General features: G+C 64.7%; 18 protein-coding genes and 1 pseudogene. 16 read left to right on the forward strand and 3 right to left on the reverse strand.

Annotated elements, in window-relative coordinates:
* Positions 1-6: 6 nt before the first annotated feature.
* From leuD to THPRO_RS15840, 16 genes are all read left to right on the forward strand, one after another.
* Positions 7-651, forward strand: a complete 645-nt coding sequence (leuD, locus tag THPRO_RS15765; protein ID WP_038091462.1) for a 3-isopropylmalate dehydratase small subunit — start codon at positions 7-9, stop codon at positions 649-651.
* A 29-nt stretch (positions 652-680) separates the two neighbouring features.
* Positions 681-1,604 carry an EamA family transporter gene (locus tag THPRO_RS15770; protein ID WP_038091466.1) on the forward strand — a complete coding sequence of 308 codons (924 nt, stop codon included), beginning with the start codon at positions 681-683 and terminating at the stop codon, positions 1,602-1,604.
* Positions 1,605-1,645: 41 nt separating this feature from the next.
* On the forward strand, positions 1,646-2,719 hold the full coding sequence (gene leuB, locus THPRO_RS15775; protein ID WP_038091468.1) for a 3-isopropylmalate dehydrogenase: 1,074 nt from the start codon (positions 1,646-1,648) through the stop codon (positions 2,717-2,719).
* Positions 2,720-2,737: 18 nt separating this feature from the next.
* Positions 2,738-3,856 (forward strand): aspartate-semialdehyde dehydrogenase, encoded by a 1,119-nt coding sequence (asd, locus tag THPRO_RS15780; RefSeq protein ID WP_038091469.1) that lies wholly within the window; start codon positions 2,738-2,740, stop codon positions 3,854-3,856.
* Between the two features lie 19 nt (positions 3,857-3,875).
* Positions 3,876-4,898 (forward strand): aspartate-semialdehyde dehydrogenase, encoded by a 1,023-nt coding sequence (locus THPRO_RS15785; protein ID WP_038091582.1) that lies wholly within the window; start codon positions 3,876-3,878, stop codon positions 4,896-4,898.
* A 136-nt stretch (positions 4,899-5,034) separates the two neighbouring features.
* Entirely contained in the window at positions 5,035-8,007 is a 2,973-nt protein-coding gene (locus tag THPRO_RS15790; protein WP_456236356.1) for a FimV/HubP family polar landmark protein, read from the forward strand.
* A gap of 97 nt (positions 8,008-8,104) precedes the next feature.
* The gene (gene truA, locus THPRO_RS15795; RefSeq protein WP_038091584.1) at positions 8,105-8,881 is read left to right on the forward strand and encodes a tRNA pseudouridine(38-40) synthase TruA; all 777 of its coding nucleotides are present in this window, start codon (positions 8,105-8,107) and stop codon (positions 8,879-8,881) included.
* Between the two features lie 56 nt (positions 8,882-8,937).
* Entirely contained in the window at positions 8,938-9,564 is a 627-nt protein-coding gene (locus THPRO_RS15800; RefSeq protein WP_038091474.1) for a phosphoribosylanthranilate isomerase, read from the forward strand.
* A gap of 1 nt (position 9,565) precedes the next feature.
* On the forward strand, positions 9,566-10,780 hold the full coding sequence (gene trpB, locus THPRO_RS15805) for a tryptophan synthase subunit beta (protein ID WP_038091476.1): 1,215 nt from the start codon (positions 9,566-9,568) through the stop codon (positions 10,778-10,780).
* A complete protein-coding gene (gene trpA, locus THPRO_RS15810) occupies positions 10,777-11,613 on the forward strand; it encodes a tryptophan synthase subunit alpha (protein WP_038091479.1) in 837 nt (278 codons plus the stop codon). The genes trpB and trpA overlap by 4 nt, the downstream gene beginning before the upstream one ends.
* On the forward strand, positions 11,610-12,494 hold the full coding sequence (gene accD / locus THPRO_RS15815) for an acetyl-CoA carboxylase, carboxyltransferase subunit beta (RefSeq protein WP_038091481.1): 885 nt from the start codon (positions 11,610-11,612) through the stop codon (positions 12,492-12,494). The genes trpA and accD overlap by 4 nt, the downstream gene beginning before the upstream one ends.
* A 10-nt stretch (positions 12,495-12,504) precedes the next feature.
* Positions 12,505-13,761, forward strand: coding sequence for a bifunctional tetrahydrofolate synthase/dihydrofolate synthase (folC, locus tag THPRO_RS15820; RefSeq protein ID WP_038091484.1), 1,257 nt, complete (start codon positions 12,505-12,507; stop codon positions 13,759-13,761).
* 32 nt (positions 13,762-13,793) lie between these two features.
* Positions 13,794-14,459: an SPOR domain-containing protein gene (locus THPRO_RS17415; RefSeq protein ID WP_038091486.1), complete on the forward strand. Its 666-nt coding sequence runs from the start codon at positions 13,794-13,796 to the stop codon at positions 14,457-14,459.
* Entirely contained in the window at positions 14,456-14,947 is a 492-nt protein-coding gene (locus THPRO_RS15830) for a CvpA family protein (RefSeq protein WP_038091488.1), read from the forward strand. Before THPRO_RS17415 ends, THPRO_RS15830 begins: the two co-directional genes overlap by 4 nt.
* Positions 14,948-14,993: 46 nt before the next feature.
* The gene (purF, locus tag THPRO_RS15835) at positions 14,994-16,499 is read left to right on the forward strand and encodes an amidophosphoribosyltransferase (RefSeq protein WP_038091490.1); all 1,506 of its coding nucleotides are present in this window, start codon (positions 14,994-14,996) and stop codon (positions 16,497-16,499) included.
* A 7-nt stretch (positions 16,500-16,506) separates the two neighbouring features.
* Positions 16,507-17,226: a L,D-transpeptidase gene (locus THPRO_RS15840; protein WP_082954702.1), complete on the forward strand. Its 720-nt coding sequence runs from the start codon at positions 16,507-16,509 to the stop codon at positions 17,224-17,226.
* Here the strand turns inward: THPRO_RS15840 and THPRO_RS17355 are convergent.
* From THPRO_RS17355 to THPRO_RS16460, 3 genes and pseudogenes are all read right to left on the reverse strand, one after another.
* The gene (locus THPRO_RS17355; protein ID WP_236717332.1) at positions 17,143-17,697 is read right to left on the reverse strand and encodes a CZB domain-containing protein; all 555 of its coding nucleotides are present in this window, start codon (positions 17,695-17,697) and stop codon (positions 17,143-17,145) included. The two genes, THPRO_RS15840 and THPRO_RS17355, sit on opposite strands and share 84 nt — an antisense overlap.
* Positions 17,698-17,757: 60 nt before the next feature.
* Positions 17,758-18,051, reverse strand: a pseudogene (locus THPRO_RS17535) (EAL domain-containing protein); the annotation flags it as partial.
* Between the two features lie 134 nt (positions 18,052-18,185).
* Positions 18,186-18,590, reverse strand: coding sequence for a heavy metal-responsive transcriptional regulator (locus THPRO_RS16460; RefSeq protein ID WP_145923204.1), 405 nt, complete (start codon positions 18,588-18,590; stop codon positions 18,186-18,188).
* Positions 18,591-18,746 lie beyond the last annotated feature (156 nt).

An 18,746-nucleotide genomic window follows, 5' to 3' on the forward strand; every position in this document is an offset into this window, starting at 1 on the left:
TCGGGCATGCAGGCATTTACCAGGCATACGGGCAAGGTGATCCCCCTCGATCGGGCCAACGTCGACACCGACGCGATCATCCCCAAGCAGTACCTCAAGTCGATCAAGCGCTCGGGCTTCGGCCCCAACCTGTTCGACGACTGGCGCTACCTCGATCCGGGCGAGCCGGGCGTGGACAACGCCGGGCGCCGGCCGAACCCCGAGTTCGTGCTCAACGATCCGCGCTACGCCGACGGCACGGTGCTGCTGGCGCGCAAGAACTTCGGCTGCGGCTCCTCGCGCGAGCACGCCGTATGGGCGCTGGACGACTACGGCATCCGCGCGGTGATCGCCCCGAGCTTCGCCGACATCTTCTTCAACAACAGCTTCAAGAGCGGGCTGCTGCCCATCGTGCTCGAAGAGACGGCAGTCGATGCGCTGTTCGCCGCGGTGGCGGCGACGCCCGGCTACGCGCTCACCATCGATCTGCAGGCGCAGAGGGTGAGCACGCCGGACGGGCAGTCCTACGCCTTCGAGGTCGACCCCTTCCGCAAGCACTGCCTGCTGGAAGGGCTGGACGACATCGGCCTGACCCTGCAGCATGCCGACGCCATCCGCGCCTACGAGGTGCGGCGCCGGCAGGAGGCGCCGTGGCTGTTCGGTGCGCCCTGACGGCCGCGGACTTGATCTGAGCCGCCGCATTGACGGGGATTCCCGCGTGGATACCGATCACGCTCGCCGCGGCGGTGTTCCAGGTTTGGCGTACCGCGCTGCAGGTCAAGCTGCGCGGTGTGCTGTCCGCCAGCGGGGCGGGTTTCGTGCGCTATCTCTACGCGCTGCCGCTCGATGTACTGATGCTGGTGCTGGCTCTGTGGTGGCTGCAGGCGACCCTGCCGGCGGTGCCCTGGCGCTTCCTGCTGCTCTGCCTGGCGGGCGGAGTGGCGCAGATTTTCGGCACGATCCTGTTGATCACGGCCTTCGGGCTGCGCAACTTCGTGGTCGGCACGGCCTATGCCAAGACCGAAGCCGCGCAGCTGGTGGTCCTGTCGGTGGTGGTGCTGGGCGTACACTTGCCGCCACTGGCGGTGGCGGGCATTTTTCTCGCCGTGGCCGGTGTGCTGTTGCTGTCGCTGGTCGGACAGAAGCTCGGGCTGCGCGACTGGCTCAGGGCATCGCTGCAGCCGGCGGCGTTGTGCGGCCTGGGCGCGGCCTTCGCCTTCGCGCTGACCGCGCTGGCGCTGCGCGCCGCGAGCGTAGACCTGGGGCCATCGGTCCACGTGGCGGTCAAGGCGACGCTGGTGCTGTTGGTCACCAACCTGGCGCAGACGCTGGTGCAGGGCGGTTACATGGCATGGCGCACCCCCGGCGAACTGCGCGACTGCTTGCGATTGTGGCGGCGCGCCTCGCCGGTCGGCATCCTGTCGGCACTGGGTTCGGGTTGCTGGTTCGCGGGTTTCGCGTTGACCCATGTGGCCCTGGTGCGCGGTCTCGGCCAGGTGGAGATTCTGTTCACCCTGGCGGTGGGGCATTTCTATCTCAAGGAGCGCGTGCGCCGAGGCGAGGTGACGGGATTGGCGCTGGTGACCCTGGGCGTGCTGATGATCGCCGCGGCGGACATGCGCTAGACGAATACTGAGCGAACGAACATGACATTGAGGAGTGGGTTATGAGTCGGAAAATACTGCTGCTGCCGGGCGACGGAATCGGCCCGGAAATCGTCGCGGAGGCGGTCAAGGTGATCGAGGCGCTGAAGGCGCGGCACGGGCTCGACGTGGAGACCGACGAGGCACCGATCGGCGGCGCCGGTTACGATGCGGCCGGACACCCGCTGCCCGAGGCGACGCTGGCCAAGGCGCGCGAGGCCGATGCGGTGCTGCTCGGCGCGGTCGGCGGGCCGCAGTACGACAAGCTGCCGCGCGAGCTGCGTCCGGAGCGCGGTCTGCTCGGCATCCGCAAGTCCATGGGTCTGTTCGCCAATCTGCGCCCGGCGCTGCTGTATCCCGAACTCGCCGAGGCCTCCACGCTCAAGCGCGAGGTGGTCGAGGGGCTGGACATCATGATCGTGCGCGAGCTGACCGGTGGCATCTATTTCGGCGAGCCGCGCGGCATCCGCGAACGCGAGGACGGCCAGCGCGAGGGTTTCAACACCCTCGTCTACAGCGAATCCGAGATCGAACGCATCGCCCGGGTAGCCTTCGACACCGCGATGAAGCGCGGCAAGCGCCTGTGCTCGGTGGACAAGGCCAACGTGCTGGAGGTGTCCGAGCTGTGGCGCGAGGTGGTCGAGCGCGTGGGCCGCGACTATCCCGAGGTCGAGCTGTCGCACATGTACGTCGACAACGCGGCGATGCAGCTGGTGCGCGCGCCCAAGCAGTTCGACGTGATGGTGACCACCAACATGTTCGGCGACATTCTCTCCGATGCCGCCTCGATGCTGACCGGCTCGATCGGCATGCTGCCCTCGGCCTCGCTGAACGCGGACGGCCAGGGCATGTACGAACCGATCCACGGCTCGGCGCCGGATATCGCCGGTCGCGGCGTGGCCAATCCGCTGGCGACCATTCTCTCGGTGTCCATGCTGCTGCGCCACTCGCTGGGCGAGGCCGCGCTGGCCGACCGCGTCGACGCCGCCGTGGGGCAGGTGCTCCGACAGGGTCTGCGCACGGCCGATCTCGCCGCCGCCGGTGCGCCGGCGGTATCCACGCGCGAAATGGGCGACGCGGTCGTCGCCGCGCTCTGAGTCGCTAGGGGGTAGGACATGGCAAAGCTACGAGTCGGACTGGTCGGCTGGCGTGGGATGGTCGGTTCCGTGCTGATGCAGCGCATGCAGGCGGAGGGCGATTTCGCACGCATCGAGTCGCGGTTCTTCAGCACCTCGAACGCCGGTGGGGCGGCGCCGGACTTCGCCGCTGGCGGCACCCTGGCCGATGCCCACGACATCGCCCGTCTCGGCGAGATGGATGCGATCGTCACCTGCCAGGGCGGCGACTACACTTCGGCCGTCTATCCGCAGCTGCGTGCGGCCGGCTGGGCGGGGCACTGGATCGACGCCGCGTCGACCCTGCGCATGAGCGACGAGGCGGTGATCGTGCTCGATCCGGTCAACCGCGAGGTGATCGATGCGCGTCTCGCGGCCGGCGGCAGGACCTGGATCGGCGGCAATTGCACGGTCAGCCTGATGCTGATGGCCCTGGGCGGGTTGTTCCGCGCCGGGCTCGTGGAGTGGATGAGTGCGATGACCTACCAGGCGGCGAGCGGTGCCGGTGCGCAGAACATGCGCGAGCTGCTCGCGCAGATGGGCGCCCTGCACGACGGCGTGGCGGCGGAACTCGCCGATCCCGATTCGGCGATTCTCGATATCGACGCCAAGGTGAGTGCGATGATGCGCTCCTCCGCATTTCCCGCGGAGCACTTCGGCGTGCCGCTGGCCGGCAGCCTGATCCCCTGGATCGACAAGCAGCTCGACAACGGCCAGAGCCGCGAGGAATGGAAGGGGCAGGCCGAGACCAACAAGATCCTCGGCGCCGGGCGGATCGTGCCGATCGACGGTTTCTGCGTACGCATCGGCAGCATGCGCTGCCACTCGCAGGCATTGACCGTCAAGCTGACCGGCAACGTGCCGATGTCGGATATCGAGGGCCTGATCCGCGAGGCCAACGACTGGGTGCGCCTGATCCCCAACGAACGCGAGGCCTCCATGCGCGAGCTGAGCCCGGCGGCGGTCAGCGGCCGCCTGGAGGTGCCGGTCGGGCGCCTGCGCAAGCTCAACATGGGCCCCCAATACCTTGGCGCCTTCACCTGCGGCGATCAGCTGCTGTGGGGCGCGGCCGAGCCGCTGCGACGCATGTTGAACATCCTCGTCGACACGCGTGGATGACGAGGGAGCGAATACGACGATGAATTCCGTACAGGCCCGGCGCTACGCGGTCGCCGTGATCGGGGCCACCGGCATGGTGGGCGAGGCGGTGTTGTCGCTGCTGGCGGAACGCGATTTCCCGGCCGGTAAGATCCATGCGCTGGCCAGCGCGCGCTCGTTCGGGGAGGATGTCGACTATGGCGGCCGTTCGTTGCCGGTAGGCGATCTGGCAGCGTTCGATTTCGCCGGCGTCGATCTGGCGATATTCGCGGTACCGCCGGCCGTGGCAGCGGAAGGTATCCCGCGGGCGGTGGCGGCCGGTAGCGTCGCGATCGATCTTTCCGGGCAATTCGCCGACGAAGCCGATGTGCCGCTAGTGGTTCCCGAGGCGAACCCGGAGGCGTTGGCCGATTGCGGTCGCCGCGGAGTCGTCGCAAGCCCGGGTATTGTCTCGGCACTGATACCGGTGCTCAAGCCGCTGCACGCCGCCGCGGGCATCGTGCGACTGCGGCTGGGGCTGTGTCAGCCCGTATCGGCCGCTGGTCGTGGCGCCGTGGAAAAACTGGCGCGGCAGACCGCGGCCTTGCTGAGTGCGCAGCCGGTCGAGCTGGCGCCCGACGAGATTCAGGCGGCTTTCAACGTGGTGCCGGCAACGCTGGCAGAGGCTGCCGGAGACGGGCCGCCTCCCGCATCCCGGCTGGCGCAGGATATTCGCCGCGTACTCGGCGACGCACAGATTGCGATCGACGCGAGCGTGATGCGTGTGCCGGTATTTTTCGGCTATTCATGCCAGGTATGGGTCGAAACGCGCGAGCCGATCGAGCCCGTAACTGTATCGAAATTGCTCGGTCAGGCACCCGGCGTGGCGCTGCTTTCTTCGTCGATACGTCCGACCGCGGTCGGGCACGCATCGGGGCGCGATGAGGTTTTCGTGGGCACGATACGGCGCGACCAGGCCCAGGCATGCGGCTTGTATCTGTGGGTGGTAGCCGACAATCTACGCAAAGGCAGTGCGCTCAATGGTGTTCAAATCGCCGAGATTTTGATAAAAGACTACATATAATCTAAAGTTACGGCGGGAAGTTCGAGCATGTACACAGACTTGGGCGCTCGCCAGACAGAAATGACCCCGCACGGGTGCGCTGCGCGTAAGCGGCCCGGGCACGAACCGATAAGCATATAACCGAGGGGATATCAACGTGCGTAGACTGGCCTTGGGCTTGTCCCTCATCGGGTGCCTGCTGGTACCCGTCACTTCCGAGGCGCTCGGGCTCGGATCGATCGATGTGCGCACCAGCCTCAATCAACCCCTGCAGGCCGATATCGAGCTGATGGGCGTCAACAGCGGCGATCTGAGCAGTGTCAGCGTCAAGCTCGCCTCGCCCGCATTGTTCGCCCGTGTCGGCATTCCGCGTCCCGACTATTTGACGAATCTGCAGTTCAAGGTCGCCAGCACCCGTAATGGCAAGCCAGTCATTCGGGTGACCACGAGCCAGCCTTTGCGTCAGCCCTTTCTGGATTTTCTGCTGGAGGTGAACTGGTCCGGCGGCCGCTTATTGCGCGAATACACCATTCTGCTCAATCCGCCGGATTATATGAATGGCCGCGCCGAGGCCAGCGCGCAGATGCCTGCCGCCGTGGTCGCCCCCCCGGCGCAGGCGATGTCCGGCAAGCCTGCCGCGCCGATGACCCCCAGGCCGTCCTCGGGCGGCATGGCGGCGGCGAAGCCGCGGGCTTCGGGTCAGCCTGCTGGGGCGCCGCAACGGTATCGCGTGGTCAAGGGCGACGCGTTATGGAATATCGCCAGACAGGAAGGGGCTAGCAGCGCAGCGGATATCAACAAGATGATGGTGGGTATTTTGCGGGCCAATCCGCAGGCCTTCATCAAGGGCAACATCAACGGGCTGAAGACCGGCTACGTCCTGCGCATTCCGCCCGCCTCGCAGCTCGCGCGGATCGCCGCCTCGGAGGCGACCGCCGAAGTGTCGAAGCAGAATGCCTTGTGGCATCAGTATGCCATGCGAATGGCTGGCAAGACGGTACCCGAATCGCAGCTCAAGGCGGCGGGCGATATGTCGTCGGCGACCGGTAAACCCGCCATGCCGGGCAAAACCGCGGAAGCGGGTAACGGACATCTCCGCATCATGGGCACCGAGTCGAAATCGCCGGGCATGGGTGGGGAAAAGATCGCCATGGCCGGTGCCGGCGATCAGAAGGCAATGGAGCATCAGCTGTCGCTTGCAAAGGAAGCGGCCGTATCGAATCAGCAACAGATCAAGGATTTGCAATCGCGCATCGATGCCTTGCAGGGGATCGTTACGAAACAGCAGAAACTGCTGGAGCTGAAGAATCAGGAGCTGGCAGCCCTGCAGGCAAAGGCCGGACACGCCGGCACCGCCAACGCTCCGGCGAAGCTCGCATTGCCGACCGCCACCACGGGTGGGAAGCTCTCGATGCCGGCTTCCGCCACGGCCGCGCATGCGCTGCCGGCCATGCCGGTTGCCACCACCGCGGAAAAGCCGGCCACGACGGCCATGCCCCATAATGCCACCGCAGCTCATCCCGAGGCCGTGGCACCGGCGAAGCCTGTGGCAGCACCCAAACCGCCTGCGAAGCCGGTCGAGCCGACGCGCACGAGCCTGGTCGACATGCTGGCGAACAACCCCAACTACCTGATGGCGGCGGGAGCATTGGCGCTGTTGCTGCTGGCACTGCTGTGGCTGGTGGTGCGCCGTTCGTCGAAAGCCAAGCAGACGCCGAAGGTGCGCGGCCTCGATCAGCCGATTGGCGCCGCAGGCGCAGAACCGAGCTTCGACAGTAATGTCGTGGCCGGCGGTGTCGCCGCGGTCGCCGCGGGCGCTGCGACAGCCGCCGTCGCGGAACAGAGCGCGGATCGCGAACCAGGTGGCGCGGGCGATGATTCCGAGGACGGCGTTGCCGCACAGTCGGTAAGCGAGCCGGATGACGATCTCGGTGAACTACCGTTGATGGATGAGGACGCGCCGGCAGAAAATGCGGAGGCGGCACCGGCTGACGATGCGATGGCGGAGGCGGATGTGTACATTGCGTACGGCCTCTATCCGCAAGCCGAATCAGTCATCCAGAAGGCACTGGAAGACGAACCTGACAATGCGAACTACCGTTCCAAACTGCTCGAATGCTATTACAGCGCCAATGACCGAGAGGCCTTCGATCGCGAAGCCCAGGTGTTGTTCGACAGCCTGCCGAACGCCCAGAACGATCCCACATGGCAGCGCGTGGCGGCTTTGGGCAAGTCGCTGAGTCCCGACAACAACCTGTTTTCCGCTACCGATACAGGTGGATTGAGTGCCGAGGATATCGTCGGCGTAAAGTCGGATCTTGGTGACCTGGATCTCGGCGATTCTCACGATTTCGGCGATTTGGGTGCCGAAGGTGATGCGCCAAGTGCGGATGCGGATGATCAGGTTTTCAATCTGGACGACCTTGATCTGGGAGACGATCTCGGCGATGACCTGACCGAGGTGTCGGTGGACGAAGCCGATGATGCCAAAAAGGGACAGGCCGATCTGGCTCCCGTGGAAGCGGGTGCGACGGGCGATGCCGACCTAGACAACCTGGACGCGCTCGATTTCAGCATGGACGATCTGGAACTGCCCGCGGAACCGCCCGCTTCGAGCGGCGATCAGGATAGCGCCGACGATCTGGATTTCGAAACCCTCGACATATCTTCAGACCTGTCTGAGAGCGATGAAAAGCCGCAGGCCGTGGCCGCGCCGGCCGTCGAGGATGACCTGGATGCGCTCGATTTCGACCTCGACATCGCGACCGGGGATGCGATGAGCGGGATCGAAGAGCCGCCGGAGAAAGCCTTATCCACGCCAGAGGCGGCGCAGTCGCCCGCAGACGACGAGAGCGTGCTTTCCACGGCATCGGACATCGATGACCTTGATACCTTCGGTGAATTGGAAGACCTGGAGTTCGACGTGGGCGGTATGGATACCGAACCGGCCACGGAAGGAAGCGGGCTGATCACGGACGGGGACGAGGTGGCCACCAAGCTGGACCTCGCCAAGGCCTATCTCGATATGGGTGACGAGGAAGGCGCGCAAAGCACCCTGCAGGAGGTACTCGCGGAGGGCTCGCCAGAACAGCGCGAAGAGGCCGAATCCCTGCTTAAACAGATCGGCTGAACGTAACGGCACCCGCCTGGCGGGGCAGCATCCGGGGCCGGGTCGCCAGCGATCCGGCCTCTTGCATTTTGAGGCATACGAAACGGAACGACGACCGATGCGCATCGCACTGGGGATCGAATACGACGGCCGCGATTTTTCAGGATGGCAACGCCAGGCCGGTACGCGCACGGTCCAGGCTTGCCTGGAACAGGCGCTGTCCAAGGTGGCGGCGGTGCCAGTGAGCCTGGTTTGTGCGGGGCGTACCGATGCCGGCGTGCACGCTGTCGGGCAGATTGCGCATTTCGACACGCCATCGCTGCGCAGCGAGCGTTCCTGGGTACTCGGAGCCAATGCCAATCTGCCCGAGGCGATCAGCGTGCAATGGGCGATCGAGGTCGACGAATCCTTCCATGCGCGATTTTCGGCGATTTCGCGCCGTTACCGCTATGTGATCCTGAGCCGCTGGGTACGGCCGGGACTTCTTCGCGGAAAGGTGACCTGGGTGCATGCGGAGCTGGATATCGATGCGATGCGCGAAGCGGCTGCGCATCTCGTGGGGCGTCACGATTTTTCGAGCTACCGGGCACTGGCGTGCCAGGCCAAGAGTCCGGTGCGCACGGTGCACCGCATCGAACTGACGCGCGAAGACGATTTCATCTATCTCGACATCCATGCCAACGCCTTTCTCCACCACATGGTGCGCAATATCGCCGGGGTTCTGATCGGCATCGGCAAACGCGAGCATGGGCCGGATTGGAGCCGCGAGATACTCGAATACCGCGATCGCACCCGCGGGGGCGTGACGGCACCGGCGGATGGGCTGTATTTTGTCCATGTCGAATACCCTCCGGAGCACAGCCTGCCGCAGACGCAGCGGGCGCCGCGCTTCTGAGGACGGGGCAATTCTGCTAATCTGTCGGGCTTGCGGCGAGGATCGACACGGCGAACGTGCGGACACGAATCAAGATTTGCGGCATTACGCGGCTGGCCGATGCGCAGTCGGCATGCGAAGCGGGGGTCGATGCGCTCGGCTTTGTCTTCTATCCGCGTAGCCCGCGTCATATCGCGCCCGCGCTCGCTCGAGACATCGTGGGCCGGGTGCCTCCCTTCGTGACCTGTGTCGGTCTGTTTCTCGATGCCGCCGTGGACGAGGTGAGAGAGATTGCCGAAAGGGTTGGCCTGGATGTGCTGCAGTTTCACGGCAACGAACCGCCAGAGGTCTGCCGGGCCGGCGGACGCCCTTATCTAAAGGCGGTCGGCATGCAGGGCCAGGGCGATCCCATAAGCTACGCGGCGCGTTATGAAGATGCCCAGGGTTTCCTGCTGGACAGCCACGGGCAGGGAGAAGCGGGGGGCACGGGGCGCACCTTCGACTGGGCACAAGCTCCGGTCGCCTTGCCCGCACCGATCATACTGGCAGGTGGCCTGAAGCCCGAAAACGTCGGTGAAGCCGTCGTCCGCATGCGCCCTTACGCCGTGGATGTCAGCAGTGGTGTGGAATCGGCGCCCGGGGTCAAGGATGCTAGCCGGATAATGCGTTTTGTAAGCGAGGTGAGGCGTGTCGACGCGCGATAAGATGCAATCGGAAACCGTGGACTGGGCTGCTTATCCGGACGCAAACGGCCATTTCGGTCCGTATGGCGGCCGGTTCGTGGCGGAAACCCTGATGGAATCCCTGCTCGAACTGCAGCAGGCATACGAAAGATTGCGCAGAGATCCGGATTTCATTGCCGAGTTCGACGCCGATCTTGCGCACTATGTCGGTCGGCCGAGCCCGCTTTACCATGCGGCGCGCTGGAGCCGCGAGCAGGGCGGTGCGCAGATCCACCTCAAACGGGAAGACCTGAATCACACCGGCGCGCACAAGATCAACAATACCGTTGGTCAGGCGTTGCTCGCCAAACGCATGGGCAAGTCGCGGATCATCGCCGAGACCGGCGCCGGGCAGCATGGCGTCGCCTCGGCCACGGTTGCCGCGCGCCTCGGCCTCGAATGCGTAGTCTACATGGGGGCGGAGGATATTCAGCGTCAGGCGCCCAATGTGTTCCGCATGAAGCTGCTAGGCGCCGAGGTCGTGCCGGTCACATCGGGATCGCGCACCCTCAAGGATGCCATGAACGAGGCCATGCGCGACTGGGTCACGAATATCGATTCGACCTTCTATATCATCGGCACGGCGGCGGGCCCGCACCCGTATCCGCAGTTGGTGCGAGACTTCCAGACCGTGATCGGGCGCGAGGCTCGCGCGCAGTGCCTTGAGCAGTTCGGCGCGCTGCCGGATGCGCTGGTCGCCTGTGTCGGCGGCGGCTCCAACGCCATCGGCCTGTTCCATCCATTTCTGGGCGACGACGAGGTCGAGATGTACGGCGTCGAGGCCGGCGGGCGGGGGCTTGCCACCGGCGAGCATGCGGCACCGCTCTCGGCCGGCCGCCCCGGTGTGCTGCACGGCAACCGGACGTACCTGATGGAGGATGATGACGGCCAGATCATGGCCACGCATTCGGTATCGGCCGGATTGGATTATCCGGGGGTGGGCCCCGAACACGCATGGCTCAGGGATATGGGGCGTGCACGCTACGTGAGCATTGACGACGACGAGGCCATGACGGCGTTTCATGCACTGACCCGCATCGAGGGCATCATCCCGGCGCTCGAGTCGAGCCATGCGCTGGCGTATGCGGGGCGGCTGGCGGCCGGCATGCGACCGGATCAGCACGTCGTGGTCAATCTGTCCGGTCGGGGCGACAAGGATATCAACACAGTCGCCCGACTCGAGGGGATCGAACTGTGAGCCGGATCCAAGCACGTTTCGAACATCTGCGCCAAGAGGGCAGAAAGGCTCTCATCACCTACATCACCGCGGGCGATCCCAGCCCGGAAGTCACGCTGGAGCTGATGCATGCACTGGTGCGTAACGGTGCCGACCTGATAGAGCTGGGCGTGCCGTTTTCCGACCCCATGGCCGACGGTCCGGTGATACAGGCCGCGTGTGAGCGCGCGCTGGCCCATCACGTCGGCTTGCGGCGCGTGATCGAGCTGGTCGGCGAGTTCCGGCGCCATGACCAAGACACGCCCGTCGTGCTCATGGGATATCTCAATCCGGTCGAAGTGATGGGCTACGAGGCCTTCGCGCAGGCGGCCTCGGCCGCCGGCGTTGATGGCCTGCTGACCGTGGACCTGCCGCCCGAGGAGGCCGATGCGGTGCTGGCGCCCATCCGCGCCAGCGGCATCGATCCGATATTTCTGCTGGCGCCGACCAGCGTGGATGCACGCATCGATTCGATTTGCGCGCATGCGAGGGGATTCGTGTACTACGTTTCCCTCAAGGGCGTAACCGGCGCACGCACGCTCGACGTCGCGGCCGTTGCCGAACGCGTCGCGGCGATTCGCCGGCATACGGACTTGCCGGTGGGGGTCGGTTTCGGCATCCGCGATGCCGAAACCGCCGGCCGCGTTGCAGCAGTGGCCGATGCCGTGGTGGTTGGCAGCGCGGTGGTGAGTCTGGCTGAGCGGCTTGGAGCGGAACCGCCCCGGCTGCTCGAAGCGGTAGGCGAGCTGGTTTCCGGCATGCGTGCGGCGATCGATGCGCAGGTGGGCGAGGTCGGCACGGGGGGCGTGCGATGAGCTGGTACCAGAAACTGATTCCGTCGCGCATCCGCACCGAGGCGACCGCCAAACGTGGCGTCCCGGAGGGGTTGTGGGAGAAATGCCCGGTATGCAAGGGGGTGCTGTATCGCGCGGAACTCGAGCGTAACCTGGACGTTTGCCCCAAGTGCAGCCACCACATGCGCATCGGCGCGCGCCGCCGGCTCGATACCTTCCTCGATCCGGGCGAACGGGTGGAGATTGGCGAGGAGCTTGCGCCGGTCGACGTCCTGCGTTTTCGCGATAGCAAGAAATATCGCGACCGACTGGCGCAGGCGCAGAAGCAAACCGGCGAAAAGGATGCCTTGGTGGTGATGCAGGGCAGTCTCAAGGGGCGCCCGGTCGTCGTCGCCGCCTTCGATTTCGGCTTTATGGGCGGTTCGATGGGGTCGGTCGTCGGCGAGCGTTTCGTGCGCGGCGCGGCTACCGCGCTGGAGGCGGGCATTCCGCTGGTCTGTTTTTCCGCGAGCGGCGGCGCGCGTATGCAGGAGGCGCTGTTTTCGCTGATGCAGATGGCCAAAACCAGCGCCGCGCTGGCGCGCCTGTCCGAAGCCGGCGTGCCCTACGTGTCGGTGTTGACCGATCCCACCATGGGCGGCGTTTCGGCCAGCCTCGCCATGCTCGGCGACGTCAACGTGGCCGAGCCGGCCGCCCTGATCGGTTTTGCCGGGCCGCGTGTGATCGAACAGACCGTTCGGGAGACCCTGCCAGAAGGATTCCAACGCAGCGAGTTTCTGCTGGAGCACGGTGCAGTCGACCTGATCGTGGACCGCCGCGAAATGCGCGACCGCCTCGCCAGTCTGCTGGCGATCCTGCAGCATCAGCCAAGCCCCGAAGTGGAATCTCCTGAAGCCACCTGAAGCCTGCACCATGCGATTCGCATCGTTGGACGAATGGCTGGCCTGGCAGGAGACGCTATCGCCGCGCGCTATCGATCTTGGCCTCGATCGCGTGCGCGCGGTGGGCGAGCGCATGCGCGTAGTGCGGCCGACCTGCCCGGTTATCACGGTGGCCGGAACCAACGGCAAGGGATCGACGGTGGCCATGCTTTCGGCCATGCTCCGCGCTGCCGGTTATCGCGTAGGCGCCTACACATCGCCGCATCTTCTGCGTTACAACGAACGGGTGTGTGTCGACGATGAACCCGTGTCCGATGCGTTTCTATGTGCCGCGTTCGATGCGATCGATGCGGCGCGGGGCGATACGCGCCTGACTTATTTCGAATACGGCACGCTCGCGGCGCTGTGGTGTTTCGCGCAGGCGAACGTGGAGGTCATGCTGTTGGAGGTTGGTCTGGGCGGGCGGCTCGATGCCGTCAATATCGTCGATGCGGACGTTGCCGTCGTCACCACCATCGATCTCGACCATACCGACTGGCTGGGCGATACCCGCGAGTTGATCGCGATCGAGAAGGCCGGCATCCAGCGCGCAGGAAGGCCGCTTGTCTGCGGCGACCGCGCGCCGCCCGCCAGCTTGTTGCGCGTGGCCGTCGACGTCGGCTCCGAGCTGCTGTGCATCGGCCGGGATTTCGATGTCGAATGGGTGGACGGAGGGCTGTGCTGGCAATGGCATGGGGAAACCGAGCATCTTCCCGCCCCCGCTTTGCCAGGCCGGTTCCAGGCCGATAACGCCGCGTGCGCCTGCATGGCGCTGGCCTGCCTCCGCGCCCGGCTGCCGACGACGCAGCAGGCCCGTGCAGACGGTCTGCGGCATATCCGGCTTGGCGCGCGTTTCGAGCCGCTGGCCGGCGCTGCCTGCGAAGTGGTGTGCGATGTGGCGCATAATCCGCAGGCAGCCCGCGCACTGTCCGCCCAGTTGGCGGATCGCCCGGTGACCGGGCGCAATCTGGCGGTTTTTTCCGCACTGGCCGACAAGGATGTGCCGAGCATCGTCGCAGCCATGGACCAACGGATCGATGTTTGGTATGTCGCCGGCCTCGAAGCGCCGCGCGGCTTGACGGCGCAAGCGCTGGTCGAGCGCATGGGAACGGTGTCTGGCAAGGTGGCAACGCATCCGGAAATCGTCGATGCCTATGCCGCCGCGTGCCGAGACGCGACGGCTGGCGACCGCATCGTGGTCTTCGGTTCGTTCCTGACCGTGGCGGCGGTACGCCAGGGCCGCGTATAATCAGCGGCCACGCCCATACCTCGACGGCATCTATGGACAAGCGTCTGCAACAGCGCCTGATCGGCGCGGCGGTACTGATAGCGCTGGCGGTAATTTTTCTGCCGATGCTGCTCAGTGGCGGCGGTTCCGAGCATGTGTCGATGAAAATGAAGCTGCCGCCCGAGCCGGATTACCATTTCAGCAACGGCGCCCCCAAACCGCTGCCGCCGGCGACGAGTCAGGCCGTACCGGCGACCGTGGCCACGCTGCCGGCGGTGGGTACGGGCCATCCGCTGCCGCCGTCGACCAGCATGCCCTCGACTCCGGTCGCGTCCCCGCCGGCGCCTGTCGTCACGGCGCCTGCGCCGCCGGAACCCGCGCCGGCCGCGCCAGCCAAGCCCAAGGAGGCCGCGCCCAAGCCGGCACCCAAGCCACCCGCGCCGCCGCCGAGCAGCGTGACGGCGCCGAGCGGCAAACCGGTCGTGTCGGCCTGGGTGGTGCAGGTCGCCAGCTTCGTCGACGAACACAGCGCGGTCGCATTGCGCGATCGTCTGCGCAAAGCCGGATTTTCCGCCTATATCGACCGCTTTCCGCATGCCGGCAAGACCTATTACCGTGTCCGTGTCGGCCCGCGTCTGTCACACGACAAGGCCGAGGAAATGCTCAAGCGTATCGACCGCACGGTGAAGCTGAAGGGCATGCTGGTTCCCTACCCATGAATGGTGCCGATGTCGCGATCGTGGCGATCATCCTGGTTTCGGTGATCGTCAGCCTGTTCCGGGGCTTCGTGCGCGAATCGCTGTCGCTGGCGACCTGGGTGCTTGCCTTCTGGCTCGCGCTGGAGTTTTCCGATCGTCTCTCGACCTTGTTGCCCAATGCCATACACTCGCCGCTGCTGCGTATCTGGATCGCCTTCGGCGTGCTGTTCATCGTCACCCTGGTGCTCGGTGCGCTGTTCAACAACCTGGCCGCCCAGCTGATCAAGCGCACCGGGCTGTCGGGTACGGATCGCGCGCTCGGCATCCTGTTCGGGGTCGCGCGCGGCGCGCTGTTGGTGGTGTTGCTGGTCCTGCTCGCCGGCCTGACCGCGCTGCCGCAGGAGAACTGGTGGCATCATTCCTACCTGCTCGAACACTTTCAACGCGTCGCCCTGTGGTTGCGAGCCTATCTGCCGCCGCGGTTGGCGGATCAGATCAGCTACAGTTGAATCAGGGCGCGCCCATGCACGTTCAATTTCTGGAGGAACTCGCCCCGTGTGCGGGATCATAGGCATCGTTGGGCAAGGCCCCGTCAATCAGTCCCTGTACGACGGACTGACCGTATTGCAGCACCGGGGACAGGATGCCGCGGGTATCGTGACCTATCACGATGGTCGCCTGTATCTGCGCAAGGGCAACGGGTTGGTCAGGGACGTATTCCGCGCGCGCCACATGCAGGAGCTGGTCGGCAATATCGGCATCGGCCACGTGCGCTACCCCACGGCGGGTTCGTCCTCGTCGGCCGAGGCCCAGCCCTTTTACGTCAACTCGCCCTTCGGCATCACGCTGGGTCATAACGGCAACCTGATCAATACCGAGGCACTCAAGCGCGAGCTCTTTCTGCAGGATCGCCGTCACATCAATACCGAGTCCGATTCCGAGGTGCTGCTCAACATCTTTGCCCAGGAGTTGCTGCACCAGCAGCCTTTGCATCTCGAGCCAGAGCATGTGTTCAACGCCGTCGGTGCCGTTCACCGTCGCTGCCGAGGCGCATATGGCGTGGTCGCGATGATCAACGGCCACGGCATCGTCGCCTTCCGTGATCCCTACGGCATCAGGCCGGTGGTCTACGGCATGCGCGAAACGGCGGCCGGACTCGAATATATGGTCGCCTCGGAAAGCGTTGCGCTGGATGCCCTGGGGTTCAAGCTGATCCGCGACCTGGCACCGGGCGAGGCGATCTACATCGATCTGAGCGGACATCTGCACACGCGCCAGTGTGCCGAAGCCCCGCAGTATTCGCCGTGCATTTTCGAATATGTCTACTTCGCGCGCCCGGATTCGATCATCGACGATGTGTTCGTGCACAAGGCGCGCATGCGCATGGGCGATTACCTCGGCCGCAAGATCATGCGCGAGTGGCCGGACCACGACATCGACGTCGTGATCCCGATTCCCGAGACCAGCCGTACCTCGGCGCTGGAACTCGCGATGCGTCTGGGCGTGAAATACCGCGAGGGCTTCATCAAAAACCGCTACATCGCGCGTACCTTCATCATGCCGGGGCAGACCGAGCGCAAGAAATCGGTGCGTCAGAAGCTCAATCCCATCGGCCTCGAATTCCAGGGCAAGAACGTGCTGCTGGTGGACGATTCCATCGTGCGCGGCACCACCTCGCGCGAGATCGTGATGATGGCCCGGGATGCGGGCGCGAGGCGCGTTTATTTCGCCTCGGCCTCGCCGCCCGTGCGCTATCCCAATGTCTACGGCATCGACATGCCGGCAGCCCATGAGCTGATCGCACACGGGCGCACCGAACAGGAGGTCTGCGAGGCGATTTGCGCGGACCGCCTGATCTACCAGGATTTGCCGGATCTCGTGCGGGCGGTGCAGAAGGGCAATCCCAAGCTCGCGCGCTTCGATACGGCCGTCTTCGACGGCGATTACGTGACTGGCGTCAGTCCCGATTACCTCGCCGCGCTGGAGCAGCGTCGTGCCGAGGGCAAGATTGCCGTACGCGTGCCGCGACAGGCGCACATCGATCTACACAACACGGTTTGAATTTCCTATGTCCCGTTCCGTATTGCTGGCCGGGGGCCTTGTGTCCCTGCTCGTGCTCGGCACGACCGTCGCCGAGGCGCAAACCATTTCCCTGCCGTTGCCGCCGGACGCCAAGACCGTGATCGACAAGCCGACGGCGACCGCGTCGGCGGCCGAGCTGGCTGCCGTGGCGCATGAGTTGAGAAAGCGCTATCCCGGCCCGCACGATGACCATGTCATCGTGGTCGACATAAGACAGCAACGGCTATACCTGCTGCATGACGGCAGATTGCAGGCGAGCTATCCGGTATCGACGTCGCAGTGGGGCATCGGCAACCGCGAGGGCAGTAACCGCACGCCCGTCGGCGTGTTCCGCATCGCGCAGAAATTCGGTCAGGGCGCGGCCCCGGGCAGCATCTTCAAGTCGCGACGCGATACCGGTCAGATCGCCCGCATCATCACCAACCCCGAGAACCGTTCGGAGCGCGATCTCGTGACCAGTCGCGTGATGTGGCTGACCGGCTTGCAGCCGGGCTTCAACGAAGGCGGCGACGTGGATACGCACAGCCGATATATCTATATCCACGGCACGCCCGAAGAGGGCCGCATCGGCATGCCGTCTTCGCACGGTTGCGTACGCATGAAAAACGATGAAGTCATCGCCTTATTCAACAGGGTCCCCGTCGGTACGCTGGTGTACATCGCGCCCGGCGATCGCCCGCTCACGGACATTCCGAACCGGTTGTGACGGCGCGGGGACTTGCGTTTCGTCAGGTGGCGGCATGACGACGGCCCAGAACAGCTCGAAGAATGCCCGCTGCGCTTCGCGTATCGACGCGTTTGTTACGGCCGATCGAGCGATCTCGCAACCGGCGTCGGCCTTTTTGCAGAGGTTGCAGGCCAGTCCCTCGGTTTGATGCGTACGCGCATGCGCTTCGCCAAGGCGGGCGTAATCGGGATGTTCGCCATAGCGCTCCCGCCCCTCGGTCGCATACCAGCCTTCGAAGCGGCAGGCGTGCTGCCCGCGCCCGGCGATGGAAATGTCGCCAAAGGCAATCTTGGCGGCCTGCTCGCAGCTCGCGCATGCGCTCAGATGATGTTCGGTGGCGATCGCCAGCAACCGGCAGACTTCGGGCGTCTCGGCGCGATGGGCCCATCCGGGCAGCCAGGGGTTGGGTTGCTGCCGGCGGGTCCAGGCGATGACGTCCTCGGGCGGCATGGGTCTGGCCGCGGCGTATCCCTGCGCCCGCAGGCATCCCATTTCGAGCAGACGCAGCGCATGTTCGGCGGTTTCAACGCCTTCGGCGATGATTTCGATGTCCAGCAGTCGCGCGGCGGTGATCAGGGCTGCGACGATGGCCTGGTTCTGCGGGTTGTCGAGCAGCTGCCGGATGAAGGTCTGGTCGATCTTGATTTGATCGCAGGGCAGGCGCTGCAGGTAGCTGAGTGACGCATAGCCGGTGCCGAAATCGTCGAGCGCGATCTTGAGGCCTCTTGCGCGGCAGGCGTGCAGTATCTCGGCGGTTTTTTCGGGTATCCGGAAGATCGTGTTGATTTGAGATGGAGTTGAGATGACGCATCTTGGCGCCTAAACCGGAATATTGTGTGTATGTGTGTCGACACTGCCACACCCGGCATGAATAGGGTTTGATGCTTGATTGTGCGGATTTCAGCTACACGATTTATAACAATTCACCCAGAGTATGATCAGGCGTGTGAGTGCTCTGTATCAGAAAGTTGACTTAAAATAGGGCACGAGTCGCCTCCATCCGAGCAACACAAATGGCTAAGGCGTGTGAGTTCATCTTTGAATGCAGACAGACTGGAGATCTTGTGCTCTATTTCTGCAAGCTTTGCCTGAGTCAGCCCCAGGACCTGCCGACGCGCTTCATTGGGTGCTGAGCGCAACCGCAACAGAACACGGATGTCATCCAGGCTAAAGCCGGCACTTTTGGCTCGACGGATAAACATCAGCTGTTCGATATCGTGACCATCGTAGTCACGTCGCCCAGCGGCATCGCGCCCGACGGCATCCAGCAAGCCTATTTTGTCGTAGTAACGCAGTGTCTCGGGACTGAATCCCGAGCGCCTTGATGCCTCTCCAATTTTCATCCATACCTCCTTCGGCAAACCGGGGCGACTCAGCTATCACCTCTAGAATCGCCAATGACGCGAGATAACCCGTGAGGTCTTCACCAGTGCGAGATCTAGCGTTTGTCAGCTGAGTGTGTCTGGCAGCGAAATATCATGCCACAAAGCCTTGACTTG

It is taken from the genome of Acidihalobacter prosperus (assembly GCF_000754095.2).
In the GTDB taxonomy this organism is placed as follows: Bacteria; Pseudomonadota; Gammaproteobacteria; order DSM-5130; family Acidihalobacteraceae; genus Acidihalobacter; species Acidihalobacter prosperus.